The following is a 14,820-nucleotide window of genomic DNA, read 5'->3' as shown; positions in this document are numbered from 1 at the left end:
TGGATGACTTATGCGCATTCATGTAGTCAACAGTGGCCATCCCGGACGTGTAGACATTTTCAGCCTTTACGTGAATATCATGGTTTTCCGCCAAATTTTTGACGACATCCCTGGGCAGCTGAGTTGAGTTATTGGTCACAAACAAAAACGGAATTTCGGCGTGTTGGAGGCGTTCAATAAATCGTTTTGCGGCGGGAATTCGCTTTTTGCCAGCATACACTGTCCCGTCAAGGTCAATAAAATACCCCTTGTAATTTGCCATCGAATCATCCTTTGAATTAGTTTTTACTCTCACGAATAATAAAGTGATGCTTGTCAGAAGTTTTTTCAGTCTTGACCACCATGTTCTGACGTTTATCAATTGGCGGCCGAGTCGTGGTCACCTTTTTCTCTTCAAACGCATGGTTCCGGTGATTGCGATGATTATTATTTCGACCACGCGAATTGCGGTTTCGATTATTTCGATGCTTACCACGGCTACTGCGGGTCTTTCGAATGATCGGTCGGGCTTCCAAGTTATGCACGACAAAGTAAGCCGCACCGAAATTGACGTCTTCTAAAATGTAGTCATTAAGGGCGGTAATAAAGGGCCCTGGCGTTTCAGTCCGATCATCATTAAAAAAGCCACGTAACCGAAGCTTGCCGTATCCCCAGTCACCCACGATGTAGTCATATTGACTTAGGGCTGGATTATATCGGCGAACAAACTCATCAAAGTCAAAGCCGTCAGTATGATTGGTGTCCAGTTCATACTTGTGGTCATTGATCAGAAATTCGGTTTCGGAAACCCGCTGAATTCGGGCCAGCGGTTTACGGGCCTCGTTTTGTGCTGCCACGAGTTCGTCTAGTTGTTTACGGTCCACAGTGATTCTCCTCTCATTGTGTTAATGGGTAGTGTTTGGCCATATAATCGCCAAACACATCCCGTAAGTTCTCATCATATAAGATTTCGTTTTGGCCAATAATACTAAGCGTCGGAAAAAAGGGAATGAATAAGTAGTGATCCGGCATGGCAACTTGGTACGTTTTGATTGGCGAGACAAGGTCTTCATGAAAAAAGAGTTGTCCGGCATCATGATCGTAACGCAAGCCTTCATAATGCAACTCACCAAAATATTTACCACGAAAGCCCATCCCTTTTTGCGGAAATTTGGTTAAAAAGTTGCGGTTTTTTTCCATTTCTTGAATCAGTCGCCATAGGTTATACCCATCAAGCGTTACCCGCATGACATGCATCGCATGTGGCAGCATTTGGTGGAGTTGATTGCGATCAACAATTCCCTTTGGCAGATTGGTTAAAAACAGTCCTGAGCTTAGGATGCCGGCCTGAGTGTCTGCTTTTTCCATTATCGCATGCAATCCTTCATTTACCAACCGCGAATGGCCAATTAAATTCGTGGTCATCGGCGCTTTTATCCGGGCAAGTTTATTTCGCGCCAATAATTTTTCACCGTGTTCTTGGTACTCGGCAATTTCAGCAGCATCTCCAGGTTGTTCGGGCAAAGTCGCCGTTTTAATGACTACGGCAGAATCTGAGACAATTTGATGCTGATCATTGACGGTTAAGGTAATTTCACCAATGTAATGGCCCCACTTTTCGGCGGCTGCCAGAAGAGAGTGGTTAATTTTTTCGCCATGTACCAGAAGATGATGGGTATGAGCGCCAATAATCACGTTCAGCTGGGGAAACTTGCGGGCAAGAATTCGATCGACCGGTAATCCCAAATGCGACAGTAAGACACAGATATCAAACTTGCCGGCATTTTTCGCTAATATCTTTGGTAAAATAACGTCCGGCGTAATCGGCTGCCACCCCAATATCGGATACGTGAGCAAGTATGGTGCGGTCAGTCCGATCAAAAGCACCCGCGTTCCTTGAGGCGTGGTCACAATCTTGCTCGGTTTCGCCCAGGACGGGCCGAGCTTTGTGTGGTTATCCAAAAGATTGCCTAAAATAACGTCAAAATTTGCATCATCATATAACTCGTCTAATTGTTCATGGCTGTTGGTCAATCCTTCGTTGTTGCCAATGGTAACGGCGTCATAGTGAACCTGGTTTAACAATTCAACGTTGGCTTTTCCGTTTGTCACCTCGGTCAAAGGATGCACACGGTCCACCGCATCGCCCAAGTCAACGGTAATGACCGATGAGTTCGGTTGAGCATTCAATTCATCTCGACGATTATTAATAAAGGTCCTGATTCGGGGCCAATTTTCAAAATGAGAATGCAGATCGTTGGTGTGTAAAATCGTTATTTTCTCAGTCATCAAATCATCCAATCTTTTTCAAATTAATGTCGTTTTGCAAAATCAACCGCTTTTCCGGCAATCATTTCCTCAATTTCGGCTTGAGAAAACGGGGTCCCAAATGGCGGCTTTGTTTTCAAGTAATCAGTTTCAGGCGTATCAACACCAACGTTGATATTTTCTTTAATCGGGACTGCATAATGGTGAATGTGGCCGTGAAGATTAATGATCTGTTTGACAATGCCCATCATCATTGGGTAGTGGGTCAAATAATACTGACGGTGGTTCATCTTAATCAACGCACCAACATCGTGAAATTCAAATTTTTGACCGTTTCCAACCGGGTGATTATGGCGATCCAGGTATTTAAACAGGGCCCGTGAATCGTGATTGCCCTTAATCAAAACGAGTCGGCCATTTAGCTGGTCCAACACGTCAAATATTTGTTCAAGGGCATCTTTTTCAGGACGGGTATGCAAGATCGCAATATCGCCCAAATGATAGACAACATCTTCCGGTCCAACCCGCCGATTCCAATTGTCAATGATCGTTTCGTTCATATCTTCGACCGTTAGAAATGGTCGGGGCGCAAACTCGCTGATTCCGAGTAACCGTTCATGAAAAAAATGAGTGTCCGCAGTAAAAAATTGCATCGAAACGTCTTCTTTCGTCGATAAGTTATACAGTTAATGATACCACCCTAGTGAAATTTAGTAATGCAAAACTCTTCAAGAAGACGTCCCACAGCCACACAAAAAGGTTGGAATATAAGCGTTTCACCTATTTTCCAGCCTCCTTAATTGTGTTTGTATAATCGAATCGTAACCCCAAAGCCAGTCGCAGATTTGCGTTAGACCAATCTATCTAACTGGGGATCAATCCTCTTTAACCTTATCAGACAAACTTTTTGCCACAAACAACGCAATCAGCCAAACGATTGAGCCCACCAGTGCAATCAGCGTTTCCGTCTTCATTGTTAGAATCACGGCCACAAAGGCCATGAAAATGAGCACAAAATAGTCTGAGATTGGGTACAGCGGCATTTTAAACGTTAACTTTCTTTCGTTACCGGATTTTTTAATCGCCTTTCGGTATTTAATGTGCGCCAGGACAATCATCCCCCAAACAAAGAGGAAGCAGGTCGTCGCAACACTTGATATAAATGAAAAGACGTTCCCAGGCATCAAAATACTTAACAGAACAATCACGGCGATCACGCCAGTTGAAAACAAAATCGCGTTAAATGGAATCTGCCGTTTGGACAAGGTACCAACCTTTTGGCTTAATTTTGACTTGCCGTCATAGGTTAACGAAAACAGCATCCGCCCCGTTGTAAATAACGAACTGTTACAAGCTGAAATTGCAGCTGTTAGAACCACAAAATTGATAATCATGGCTGCGGACTGAATCCCAACGCCGGCAAACACTTGCACGAATGGACTGGAAGTCGGTGACACGTGCTGCCATGGGAAGATACTCATCAAAGCCAGCAACGACCCAATATAAAACAGAAGCACTCTGGTTGGCACTTCGTTGATACTCTTTGGAATCGTCACCAGTGGATCTTGCGTCTCTGAAGCCGTCATCCCAATCATTTCAATTCCAGCAAAACTAAATAAGACCATTTGAAATGATAATAAGAACCCTTTGGCCCCATTGGCGAAAAAGCCCCCCTTCACGACATTGCTCAAAGAAGCGTGGCCGTACGGGGTTTTGAAATGAATCGCAACTAAAACAATCCCGATGATAATTAGTGCGACAATTGCCGCAATTTTGATAATTGCCAACCAAAATTCGGTTTCACCAAAGGCAGAAACCGCCACAATGTTAATCACAAACAGAATTACCAATAGGACGAGGCCTGTCAGCCAAATTGGAATGTTTGGAAACCAAAACTGAACATACAGCCCCGATGCAGTGACTTCTGCCATCGCAATCGCAATCCAACACATCCAGTAAGTCCAACCGATTACAAAGCCCATTTTTTCACCCAGATATTTTTTGATGAAATAAACGAATGAATTTTGATTCACATCTGAAACCAGTAATTCGCCCAAGGCACGCATCAAAAGAAAACAGGCAAGTCCAGCAATCACATAAGCTAAAATAATTGACGGTCCGGCCAGGTGAATGGATTGTCCGGCACCCAGAAATAGCCCGGTCCCAATCGTGCCCCCCAAGGCGATCAGCTGCACGTGACGATTTTTCAAGCCACGAGATAATTGGTTGTCGTCTTTTTGTTTCTCCACAAGTGTGCCATCCTTTCTCAATATCGTTAGTTTACTTTTTTCTAAAATAATAGCCGTGATTTGCTATCACGGCTAGTGTTTAGTAATAGATTTTTAACGTAATTTTACTTTTGAGTTTTCCGGAGTCGTTCAATATCTCGAACAATCATTAATTCTTCGTCTGTTGGGATTAACAAGGTTTTAACAGTTGAACCCGCTGCTGACAAGTCACGTTCTTCACCGCGAATGTCATTCTTTTCTGGGTCCACTTTAATGCCAAAGTAACCTAATTTATCGGCAACTTCTTGACGAATCATAATGTCATTTTCGCCAATTCCAGCTGTGTAAACCAAGGCATCAATGCCACCCATTTCGGCAACATAACTCCCGATGTAGCGAATAATTCGGTTTTTGAAAATTTCACGAGCTAGCATTGCTCGATGGTTGGTTCCCATAACGCCTTCGATTTCGCGCATATCGGCAGAAACACCGGAAATTCCCACCAAGCCGGACTTGTGGTTCAAGATATCAACCATGTCGTCCATGTTCTTGATGCCAGCTTTATCCATGACATATTGAAGTGCAGAAGGATCAACATCTCCTGATCGGGTTGCCATGGTAATCCCGGCAACTGGAGAGAAGCCCATGGAGGTATCAAATGACTTACCGTCTTTAATCGCGTCAATTGAAGCACCTGCGCCTAAATGTAAGACGATCAGCTTCAAATCCTTCAAAGGCTTGCCGAGAATTTCGGCAGCGCGGGCTGATACGTAACGGTAACTGGTTCCGTGAGCACCATATTTACGAACTTGGAACTTTTGGTAATATTCATATGGCAAGCTGTACATATAGTTAACTTCAGGAAGCGTTGTATGAAATGAGGTATCAAAAACAGCAACGCTGATCACATCGGGAAGAATCTTCTTGAAGGCTTTGATGCCTAACAATGCGGCTGGTTCATGAAGTGGCGCAAAATCAGTTAAAGATTCAATCTTCTTGATCACGTCATCGTCAACAACCACTGAATCGGGGAATAGTTCCCCACCAGCAACGATCCGGTGCCCAACGCCAGTGATTTCTTTATAGTCCTTAATGATATCCAGACTTAATAATTTATCCAAAACAAGTTGAATGGCTTGTTCATGGTTATCAATGTCTTGTGTATCTTTAAATTTCTTGCCGTCATCATACTTGATTGAGATTGCTGATGAACCAAGGCCGATTCGATCAATCGCCCCACTTGAAATCACCTGTTCTTCAGGCATTTGGAATAACTTGAATTTTAAAGTGGAACTACCAGCGTTGATTGCAATTGATTTTCCCATAATAAGTAATGCTCCTCTGTTGTTTTTTAATATTGAATAAACATTTTAAGATAAATCCTTTTGTTCCCAATCATCGATTTCGGTTAGGAACTTGGCAAAAGCTTGTTGATCCTTGAATGATGGAAATTCACCCAGCATTACCGGATCCACTTGTTTAGCGCCGTTGCCTGAATTTTGAAGAATCAAGATGGCTTTTTGAGCGGCGCTGTTTTGAAACAGCTCCTTTGGTAAATTCAACAGTCCTTGAAGAAATACCTTGCCCTGCATCCATTTCAGAAGCTGCTTGGCCTCTGAAGTCTGGAAGATTTGGCTTGGCACTAGGAAAAAGCCAAAACCACCTTTTTTAACATGGTCCATCCCAAATTCAATCAATAAATGGTGAACGTAGGAATGGCCGGTTTCAGAATGGGTTGAAAAGCCTTTTGCATTGGCGTCAATTGGATAGTATCCAATCGGTAGGTCGCTGACAACGGCATCAACCACAGGTGCCAGAACGTTCTGCACCGTGTCTTCGTGAAATAATTCTGCGTGAATTTTTTGTAATTCCACTGAATCCGCTGCTAATTCAAACATTGCGTCATCATTTTCAATTCCGGAAATCGTGATATCAATTCCCAAGCTTGATTGAAGTTGATGATCAATTGCCGTCAGTAAATTGGCCGTCCCCATCGCAGGATCTAAAATACTCAGTTGCTTTTTATCATGGAAAACACCCGCCATGATATAACCAATCACATTGGCAATTGTGTCAGGGGTAATCTGATAATTGGCCTGAATTTGATCAACCCGAATGGCTTTAAGAACTGCCATTTGGATCGCCTTGCGGATCGTTTCACGGTCATAGTCGTCCTGATCGAAAGCTGTATAAATATTAATCAGCTTTTTTTCATCGGCTGAAGACAGGCCTTGGTCATTGTCGTCCCCATTTTGGATGGCACCAAGAGTTTCAATTAATGAATCCAAATAGGATTGGTCCCTGGATTTTTGTATCAATTCACTTGATTGGTTCAAGATACCAAAAAATCGTTCGATTTGTCCTTCAGTCAGAACCCTCAACTCCCCTTCACAATACTTGAATACTACTAAATACTACCAGATTCGCTATAAACAATTCAAGTAAGAATGCAAATTCACAAGAAAAAACGGTCATGAATCGTGACCGTTTGTACGTTTATCATGAACATCTTTTTTTAGATGTTGCTTCTTTAACTGATGCCGCATTTTCCGATCGGATTCAGTAATTCGATAGATGCTCCCCATTTCCTGCTTGTACGCAGCCAGTTGAAACATTAAACAAGATACGAGGATCCCCACAAAGATGACGGCAACGACAGTTAATGATCCCTGCTCATATTTTTCAATCTTTAAACGGTAATTTTGAATACGCAGAACATTTTTGACCATTGTTAAATGTAACATCTGTTCTCAAACACCCCCTAAATTTCGACCAGCGAACTTTTTGAACATCATTCAATGCGGGAATGTGGCCCTTAAAACTCCCTGTGAAACGAATCATCCCCTTGTATTTTTCCATATGGTAATATTTGTGGGTCACAGGGCTGTATAGCAAAGTGTCACCGACCTTGATCTGTTTAATTTGAAAATCGAATTTTTCTGATTCCAAAATTCGAATATAGGAATGAAAATTGACCAGTTGCCGATTTTGAACCTGACTTGCGTACGAAATCATCGCCACAACCGTCCAGACAGCAAACACCGTCATAACGACACTGACCAATCCTTCAACTAACAGATATCCCGGTCGGCGAAAGCCATTACTGATTAAGGATTTCCGATTCATACTTTTCCCTCTCGTCTACCATCACCTGCTCTTGGGATTCAATATTTTGATTCATCTGGTGAATGGTTTGAATATAAAACAAACTAAACGAGCAAATAATGGTGAGTCCAATTAATGAGTCGATGACTGTAAATCCGGTTCGTCTACCGCTTTTCAACACGATATCCACTCCATCCCATTTGAATTTTTTGGTCGTATTTAACATGACCTTCCTGATCCAGCCAAATTACTGTCGTTGGCGCTGTAAAGCCATCATCGGTTGCCGTGAGCGTCTTTATCGACCGCACATGCATTGAACTTGGAACCTTGATGTGTTCACTTCGAATTGGCCCAGCATGGCGACGAGCATACATTGGATAAAAGGTCACGTCGGTATCACGAATCGACACCCGATAGTAAATATCTTCTGCTTTGGCGTTCATAATCATCCGGTTCCAGGCACTGTCAAAGGAATTCCAGAAAATACGTTCACTGGGATTGCCTGCTTCAACAACTTTGATAAGCATCAGATTAATCATCAAAATGCCGATGATGACGGCTAAATACACCAGCAGCTCAATGACAGTAAAGCTGCGTCTATTTTTGAACTTCATTGTGTGAAATCTTTAAGCCTTCATCTTTAGCCTGCTTCACCTGTTTGGCAGTCAGATACCCGCCCTTAACCAAGTCCGGAAAGCTGACCGTTTTGGCCATTGGGTGCTGGCTGAAATACGCGTCCACCTGCGCTTGAACGACTTCCGACATTGCCGAAGAGTGAACCGATTGGGCGTGTTTTCGTTGGTTGGATAAATTAGGGATAATAATCAAAATCAAAAGTGAAATAATAAAGAGCACGATGGTCATTTCAATCAAAGTAAAACCTGAGCGCATCTTCTTAACTTGCTTTTTCATTTCAGTACATTCCTTTCACCGAGTTATATATTGGAATTAAAAGTTGAAAATAAGTGCCAACAATCGTCACGCCAATCACCACAAACATCGCGGGCTGAATAAACGCAATCATTTTATCGGTTGCTGAAATCATCTCATCAAACATCAACTTCGAATAGGCGGTCATCGAATTGGCCATTTCGGGAATCGTGTTCCCCGATGTCATAAATTTCACAATTTCATTTGGGATAAACTTGTGCCGATTCACTAGATTTTTAACCGATTGTCCTTCCATCAAGGCGGCATGCAGCTTTTCACCCAGTAAGTGAATTAACGAACCGGATTTGAATTCTGAAAGCGTCGCATAAATTTCTTTAACACTCAGCCCATTTCGTAACAGAGTTGCTAAATTGCTCGCCAGATAGTAGGCAATGTATTTTCGGAATAATTTGCCTATCAGTGGGACTTTGACAATGAATTGGGCCCGTGAAATTGCGTCTAACCGACTCCAGTACCCAATAAAAATCAATGCCCCGATGAATATTGGAAGCGGCAAAAGTCTAACGAGTTGCATCCCCAAGCTTGGTGCCGACTGAACAGGAGCATCCGGCATCAATTGCTGGATCTGAGGAAATACAAACACCCGGATCATCATGATCAAGATTCCCAGAATCAAGCAGAGAAATAATGGGTACACCAACATTGCCTTGATCTTCTTAAGTTGCTTCATTCTTAATCGATCAAACCTGGCCAACTCTTCTAAAACTTCGCTCAGCTGACCGTGCTTTTCAGCAATCAAGAGTTGATGGTAGGCTTGGGCCTCAATCAACGGACGAATACTTTCGGAAAATTCATGTCCCTCTTTAAGGGATTCGATGATCTGGTGGACCCCGACTGACAATTGCCGTTCGGTCTGTTCCATGAACTTCAAGGCTTCAGTCAAAGAAAAGCCGATGGATAAAAGATTGGCCAACGAATCAAAGAAACCGGCCTGGACTGCGACCGACCATTTCTTAGCCAAGTTCGAATTTTTTGGCAGTCTCTGGTGCAACCAGCTTGCTGTTAACGGCTGTCGTGAGCCCATCTTGCCATTCACTCCAATCATAAGAATTTAGATCAGCCAATTCGAAGTACTCATGGCCAATCAGCATTGCCTTTTGTTGCCCATCAGTGGTCGGTACCAACCGTTGATAGGCTACCCCCGTCAATGCCTGAGAAATAAACTCCTGACTAATTCCAAGTTGTTTAAAGCGATCGATGACCCCAAGTGGGTCCTGAGCATGAACAGTTGTATAGACCAAATGTCCGCTCAGCGCCGCTTTAATCGCAGCTTCAGCAGTTAAGGGATCTCTGACTTCGCCGATAATAAACACATCTGGACGATGCCGTAATCCAACTTTGATCAAATCAGCGTAATCCATCCCGGCATCGTGGTTAACTTGTAGTTGCAAAAAGCGTTGCTCTTTAATCTCAATTGGGTCCTCAATTGTCATAACGAATTGATCAGTCACCATGGCTTTGACGAGATTATAAATTGTGGTCGTTTTCCCGGAACCGGTTGGCCCCGAAAAGGCAATCAGCCCACGCTTTTTGCTCATTTCCGAAATAAACCGCAATTGATTTTCGTCAAAAAAGGCCGTACTCACATCTTGCAGTGAATAGATAATTCGAATCACCAGCGATTCAGCGCCGGCAAAATTCCCAACCGATGACAACCGAAGAAAATACTGGTTGTCGGCAATGTTCCAATCCATTGCGCCGATTTGTGGCCGCCGTTGTTCACTGAGCGCCATATCGGCAACGTATTTGCAATAATTCATCAACCGTCTTGCCTGAAGATAGCCAATTTCATTCCAAATAATCACTTCATGTTGGTTACGAATCTTGATTAAATAATTTTCACCATTTGGCAAAAAATAGATATCACTTGCCCGGGTCTTAATTGCCTCTGCAATCAACCCGTCTATCTGTTGACTAATTTCCATTAATTTCACCTCACATTTAATATATACGCAGTTAATGGGTGAAATTCTTTTTTTATGGACAAAAAAAGACGACTAATCACAAAATTAGTCGTCTGAAACAAAAAGTTTTTATTCTTCTTCTGGCAATGTAGCAGCTTCATAAACATCTTGAACATCGTCATTATCTTCAAGTTCGTCAATTAAGCCGGTATATTGAGAAATTTTTGCTTCTGGTACTTCGGTGGTATTTTCTGGGAATAAACGAACCTCAGCAGTATCCAAGTCATAACCCTTCTTTTGAAGTGCGTCACGAACTTCGGCCAATGATTTAGGATCAGTGAAGATTTCGTATTCATCATCATTGGTCTTCAAATCATCAGCACCTGCATCCAAGGCGTCCATTAACATGGTGTCTTCGTCAGTATCAAGACCATCTCTTAAAATCACAATGTATCCTTTACGATCGAACATGTAAGAAACTGATCCACTTGTTCCAAGTGTGCCACCATGGTGGGTAAATGCGGAACGAATTGCGGCAGCAGTCCGGTTCTTATTATCCGTCAAAGCAGAAACCATGATAGCTGTTCCACCGGGACCATAACCCTCGTAAGTAATTTCTTCGAATTTGGCTCCACCAACACCTGAAGCCTTGTCGATTGCACGTTGAACATTATCTTTTGGCATGTTGGCGGCACGTGCTTTTTCCATCACTAAACGTAACTGAGGATTGTTTTCTGGATCAGGATCACCTGCTTTAGCGGCTTGATACAAGTCACGTGATATTTTTTGGAAAATTTTTCCACGTTTAGCATCCTGAGCGTTTTTACGGCCTTGAATGTTATGCCATTTTGAATGTCCTGACATAATAACTCCTCTTTTCTACAATTTATTAGCTGGTTACAAACATACGTCAATATTCTACCAGATACGCCCCACCGTTTCAAGAACGCTGGGAATATCAGTAGACTGAATCAGAACAAAATGAGTGGTCCAAGAGAATCACTCATTTTGTTTTGAGTTATCAAATTTACTTGGTGGATTCACGCTTCATTAAGCCATAAGGTAACAAGACATTTTTGTCGTCAACCGGCTCGTTGTGCATCAATTTGGTTAATAATCGCATGGCAACCGCACCAATATCATATAAAGGTTGGGTAATTGATGACATCTTTGGTCGAACCATTTCTGTTAATTTTGTATCATTACTGGTAATAATTTCAAAATTATCCGGCACTTTTACGTCAGCGTCAGACATGCCATTCATAATTCCTGCAGCCAATTCATCATCCGTCACCATCGCCGCAGTTGCGTTAACGGCCATTAATGCGGGCTGAAGCAACGTTCCGGTCTTGTATGTATCATCAGTTTCGAAGACCAGCTTTTCGTCATAAGGAATTCCAGCACTCTTTAAAGCTTGTTTGTACCCCTTCAGCCGGAATTTACCATTAATTGCTTGTTCCAGAGGACCACAAACAAAAGCAACCCGCTTGTTACCACGGTCAATCAAGTTTTTGACTTCCTCTTGAACTGCCGCAACATAATCAATATTCACACTTGGATTCAAATCTTCTTCATCAACTGAACCTGCCAGAACAATCGGCGTCTTCGTTCGTTTAAATTCTTCTCGAAGTTTATCCGTAATTTCATTTCCCATGAAAACGATACCGTCGACTTGTTTGGACAGCAACGTATTCAAGACTTTGATTTCTTTTTCACTGTTGGAATCAGAATTGGTTAAAATGATGTTATATTTGTACATTGTTGCGACGTCATCAATCCCGCGAGCCAACGATGCAAAATACATATTGGTTACATCAGGGACAATCACGCCAACCGTCGTGGTTTTCTTGCTTGCTAATCCTCTGGCAACAGCATTGGGACGGTAGTCTAATTTCTCGATTACATCGAGTACTTTCTTTCTGGTTGCCGGCTTTACATTGGCATTTCCATTTACTACCCGAGAAACGGTTGCCATTGAAACACTTGCTTCTCTGGCAACATCATAAATTGTAATTGTTTGTTTATCCATAAAGATAGCCCTTTCTTTCTCGTTAGAATATGTTTTCATCGATTTTCAAAACATCATCTAATATACCAAATAAAAAGGTTTTCAGCAAATTGAAAACGTTTTCAACTAAATAATAAACTATCATTGATGAAAATTCAAGTGAAAACGGAATTTTGCGGGATAAATCCTAATTCAGCATATGCTATACTAAGAACAAATTAATTGAGGAGTGATTATCGTGAACAAAATTGAAAAAATTCAACGATGGCTGGCTGATAACAACCAAGACATCGCACTCATCACCGATCCAAAAACGATTCAGTATCTAACGGGCTTTTACAGTGATCCCGTCGAACGCGTCTTGATGATGGTGGTCTTCAAAGATAAAGACCCATTCATCTTCGGACCAGCGCTGGAAAGCGAAGCAATCAAAGATACCGGCTGGACCAATCCGGTTTATGGCTATTTGGATCATGAAGATCCCTGGGCAATGATCGCCGATCAAGTTCACGCGAGAAATACCGATGAAACCCACTTTGCAATCGAAAAGTCCCAACTCGCCGTTGACCGCTTGGAATCGCTCGAATCTGTTTTTTCTGATGGCGACTTTTCAGCCAATTTAACGCCACTTATTGAAAAAATGCGATTAATCAAATCAGCTGATGAAATTGAAAAGTTAAAAATCGCCGGAAAATGGGACGATTTTGCCTTACAAAAGGGATTTGAAGCCGTTGCGTTGGGAAAAACCGAGGATCAAATTGCTGCTGACCTGCAGTACGCCTTAATGCAAAACGGGATCATGGAGCTGAGCTTTCCATCACTCGTTCAAGCCGGTGCCCATGCTGCAGAGCCGCACGGGGCAACCAGTGAGAATCAAGTTCAAAACAATCAGTTGGTTTTGTTTGATTTGGGAACTGTTTGGCAAGGCTACATCAGCGATGCTTCGCGGACAGTTGCGGTTGGAAAACCAGATGAAAAATCAATGGACATCTATAACGTCTGCCTGGAAGCCCAGTTAACCGCCCAAGCTGCTGCCAAACCAGGTATCACGGCAGAAGAGCTGGACAAAATTGCCAGAGATGTCATTACCAAAGCCGGTTACGGTGAGTACTTCATCCACCGCTTAGGTCACGGGATGGGGATGAGTGAGCACGAATTTCCATCAATTATGGAAGGCAATAAAATGGAACTGCAGCCCGGCATGTGCTTTTCAATTGAACCCGGTATTTATATTCCAAACGTTGCCGGAGTTCGAATTGAAGACTGCGTTCACATCACAGAAAATGGCAGTGAACCATTTACCCATACCACAAAAGAATTACGATATGTTGATTTATAAAGTCAAAAAAAACAACCTCAGCCGAGGTTGTTTTTTTATGCTTGATCATCTGTTGAATCATCTTTAATCGGAATATCACCAGTTGATGAGTCGCCTTTATCAGGATCCGGCGTCAAGTCGTCAGCTGCACTGGGAATGTCGGAATTTTGAAAAGCATCCTTCGCGTCAACCACAATGTCGTCTTGATCATCGTCTGCAGGTTGATCATCCGTGGTCTGATCAGCTTTGAAGCTCTTTGCCTTGTCAGCAAATTGTGACTTGGCATCATTGACAGTTTCCTTGGTGTTATCCATTTCATCATGAATAACGTCTTTAAGATCACTCAAAGCATCATTGGCATAAAATGCGTAGTCGACTGCCCGATCCCTTAATTCGTCGGCTTTATCGCGCGCATCACGCTTCAGACGGTCTTTTTTATCTTCATCTAATTTTTGATAAGCGGCGTAAAGCCCCGCACCGAGAATTCCGGCAAACAGTCCTGCTGCTAATTTTTTACCCATTATAATCATCCCTTCATGCATTATTTTGTGGTGTTTTTGGTACTTTTACGATTGCGGTACATATTCCAGGCACCCTTGCCAAACTTTCCGGCAAGTCCTGCTGAAACACCTTTCTTGCCGGTGTCTTTAACCCGCTTAGTCAAGTTTTGGGTCGCACTGTTTAGATCAGAAACACTTTGGCCCAGATCAGCTGCCGCTTGAAACACTGGCGTCACGATATTTAATTTGTCATCAACGTCCTTAACCAGATCATTAGACGTCGCCATAATCTTATCCGTTTGTTTGGCAATGACATCAACGTTACTCGTCATCATCCTGATTGAAGCATTAACTTCAGAAATTGTCCGGCTGACCTTCATTAAGAAGAGGCCGATAAATATAACTAAAAGTAAAAACGCAATTGCGGCGATCAAGCCGGCGATTTGTCCAGCAGTCATCGAAATTCCTCCTTGTGCAACATTTACTTAAGAATAGCATTCCAATAACCATTTGACAATGAAAATGAACGAATGCCGGTTTCAATTCCCCACGGGTTTTG

18 protein-coding genes are annotated in these 14,820 nt (G+C 42.6%); 1 reads left to right on the top strand and 17 read right to left on the bottom strand.

Annotation, left to right across the window (positions count from 1 at the left end):
• The 15 genes from AB3112_RS03530 to ccpA all read right to left on the bottom strand — a co-directional run.
• The coding region (locus AB3112_RS03530; RefSeq protein WP_367333961.1) for an HAD hydrolase family protein at nucleotides 1-262 on the bottom strand (262 nt) is incomplete at its 3' end.
• Between the two features lie 16 nt (nucleotides 263-278).
• Nucleotides 279-863 (bottom strand): YutD family protein, encoded by a 585-nt coding sequence (locus AB3112_RS03525; protein ID WP_084975539.1) that lies wholly within the window; start codon nucleotides 861-863, stop codon nucleotides 279-281.
• 13 nt (nucleotides 864-876) lie between these two features.
• The gene (locus AB3112_RS03520) at nucleotides 877-2,268 is read right to left on the bottom strand and encodes a bifunctional UDP-sugar hydrolase/5'-nucleotidase (RefSeq protein ID WP_084975540.1); all 1,392 of its coding nucleotides are present in this window, start codon (nucleotides 2,266-2,268) and stop codon (nucleotides 877-879) included.
• A 23-nt stretch (nucleotides 2,269-2,291) separates the two neighbouring features.
• Complete coding sequence (locus tag AB3112_RS03515; protein ID WP_084975541.1) at nucleotides 2,292-2,900, bottom strand: metallophosphoesterase; 609 nt, start codon at nucleotides 2,898-2,900, stop codon at nucleotides 2,292-2,294.
• 222 nt (nucleotides 2,901-3,122) lie between these two features.
• The gene (locus AB3112_RS03510; RefSeq protein WP_084975542.1) at nucleotides 3,123-4,496 is read right to left on the bottom strand and encodes an amino acid permease; all 1,374 of its coding nucleotides are present in this window, start codon (nucleotides 4,494-4,496) and stop codon (nucleotides 3,123-3,125) included.
• A 104-nt stretch (nucleotides 4,497-4,600) separates the two neighbouring features.
• Nucleotides 4,601-5,800: an acetate/propionate family kinase gene (locus AB3112_RS03505; protein WP_057909252.1), complete on the bottom strand. Its 1,200-nt coding sequence runs from the start codon at nucleotides 5,798-5,800 to the stop codon at nucleotides 4,601-4,603.
• A gap of 45 nt (nucleotides 5,801-5,845) precedes the next feature.
• The gene (locus tag AB3112_RS03500; protein WP_084975543.1) at nucleotides 5,846-6,856 is read right to left on the bottom strand and encodes a class I SAM-dependent methyltransferase; all 1,011 of its coding nucleotides are present in this window, start codon (nucleotides 6,854-6,856) and stop codon (nucleotides 5,846-5,848) included.
• Between the two features lie 301 nt (nucleotides 6,857-7,157).
• Nucleotides 7,158-7,601 (bottom strand): ComGF family competence protein, encoded by a 444-nt coding sequence (locus AB3112_RS03495; RefSeq protein ID WP_084999179.1) that lies wholly within the window; start codon nucleotides 7,599-7,601, stop codon nucleotides 7,158-7,160.
• Nucleotides 7,576-7,761, bottom strand: a complete 186-nt coding sequence (locus AB3112_RS03490; RefSeq protein ID WP_081037509.1) for a hypothetical protein — start codon at nucleotides 7,759-7,761, stop codon at nucleotides 7,576-7,578. The genes AB3112_RS03495 and AB3112_RS03490 overlap by 26 nt, the downstream gene beginning before the upstream one ends.
• A complete protein-coding gene (locus AB3112_RS03485; RefSeq protein ID WP_367333960.1) occupies nucleotides 7,745-8,194 on the bottom strand; it encodes a hypothetical protein in 450 nt (149 codons plus the stop codon). Before AB3112_RS03485 ends, AB3112_RS03490 begins: the two co-directional genes overlap by 17 nt.
• Nucleotides 8,178-8,492: a competence type IV pilus major pilin ComGC gene (comGC, locus tag AB3112_RS03480; protein ID WP_057909256.1), complete on the bottom strand. Its 315-nt coding sequence runs from the start codon at nucleotides 8,490-8,492 to the stop codon at nucleotides 8,178-8,180. Before comGC ends, AB3112_RS03485 begins: the two co-directional genes overlap by 17 nt.
• Nucleotide 8,493: 1 nt before the next feature.
• On the bottom strand, nucleotides 8,494-9,555 hold the full coding sequence (locus AB3112_RS03475) for a type II secretion system F family protein (protein ID WP_084972637.1): 1,062 nt from the start codon (nucleotides 9,553-9,555) through the stop codon (nucleotides 8,494-8,496).
• Complete coding sequence (gene comGA / locus AB3112_RS03470) at nucleotides 9,485-10,456, bottom strand: competence type IV pilus ATPase ComGA (RefSeq protein WP_084972638.1); 972 nt, start codon at nucleotides 10,454-10,456, stop codon at nucleotides 9,485-9,487. Before comGA ends, AB3112_RS03475 begins: the two co-directional genes overlap by 71 nt.
• Nucleotides 10,457-10,564: 108 nt before the next feature.
• A complete protein-coding gene (locus AB3112_RS03465; protein WP_057909259.1) occupies nucleotides 10,565-11,299 on the bottom strand; it encodes a YebC/PmpR family DNA-binding transcriptional regulator in 735 nt (244 codons plus the stop codon).
• 163 nt (nucleotides 11,300-11,462) lie between these two features.
• Complete coding sequence (ccpA, locus tag AB3112_RS03460) at nucleotides 11,463-12,464, bottom strand: catabolite control protein A (protein WP_057909260.1); 1,002 nt, start codon at nucleotides 12,462-12,464, stop codon at nucleotides 11,463-11,465.
• Between the two features lie 217 nt (nucleotides 12,465-12,681).
• On the opposite strand from ccpA, the gene AB3112_RS03455 reads away from it, so the two are divergent.
• Nucleotides 12,682-13,782 carry a Xaa-Pro peptidase family protein gene (locus AB3112_RS03455; RefSeq protein ID WP_084998688.1) on the top strand — a complete coding sequence of 367 codons (1,101 nt, stop codon included), beginning with the start codon at nucleotides 12,682-12,684 and terminating at the stop codon, nucleotides 13,780-13,782.
• 35 nt (nucleotides 13,783-13,817) lie between these two features.
• On the opposite strand, the gene AB3112_RS03450 is transcribed toward AB3112_RS03455, so the two are convergent.
• Together AB3112_RS03450 and AB3112_RS03445 are read right to left on the bottom strand one after the other, a co-directional pair.
• Nucleotides 13,818-14,282: a YtxH domain-containing protein gene (locus AB3112_RS03450; protein ID WP_057909262.1), complete on the bottom strand. Its 465-nt coding sequence runs from the start codon at nucleotides 14,280-14,282 to the stop codon at nucleotides 13,818-13,820.
• 20 nt (nucleotides 14,283-14,302) lie between these two features.
• Nucleotides 14,303-14,719: a DUF948 domain-containing protein gene (locus tag AB3112_RS03445; RefSeq protein WP_057909263.1), complete on the bottom strand. Its 417-nt coding sequence runs from the start codon at nucleotides 14,717-14,719 to the stop codon at nucleotides 14,303-14,305.
• Between the last annotated feature and the right edge of the window lie 101 nt (nucleotides 14,720-14,820).

This window comes from Lentilactobacillus sp. (assembly GCF_040773105.1).
Taxonomy (GTDB): Bacteria; Bacillota; Bacilli; order Lactobacillales; family Lactobacillaceae; genus Lentilactobacillus; species Lentilactobacillus parabuchneri.
The sequence above is the reverse complement of the archived record's forward strand: the minus strand, read 5'-3'. Positions and strand labels throughout refer to the sequence as shown.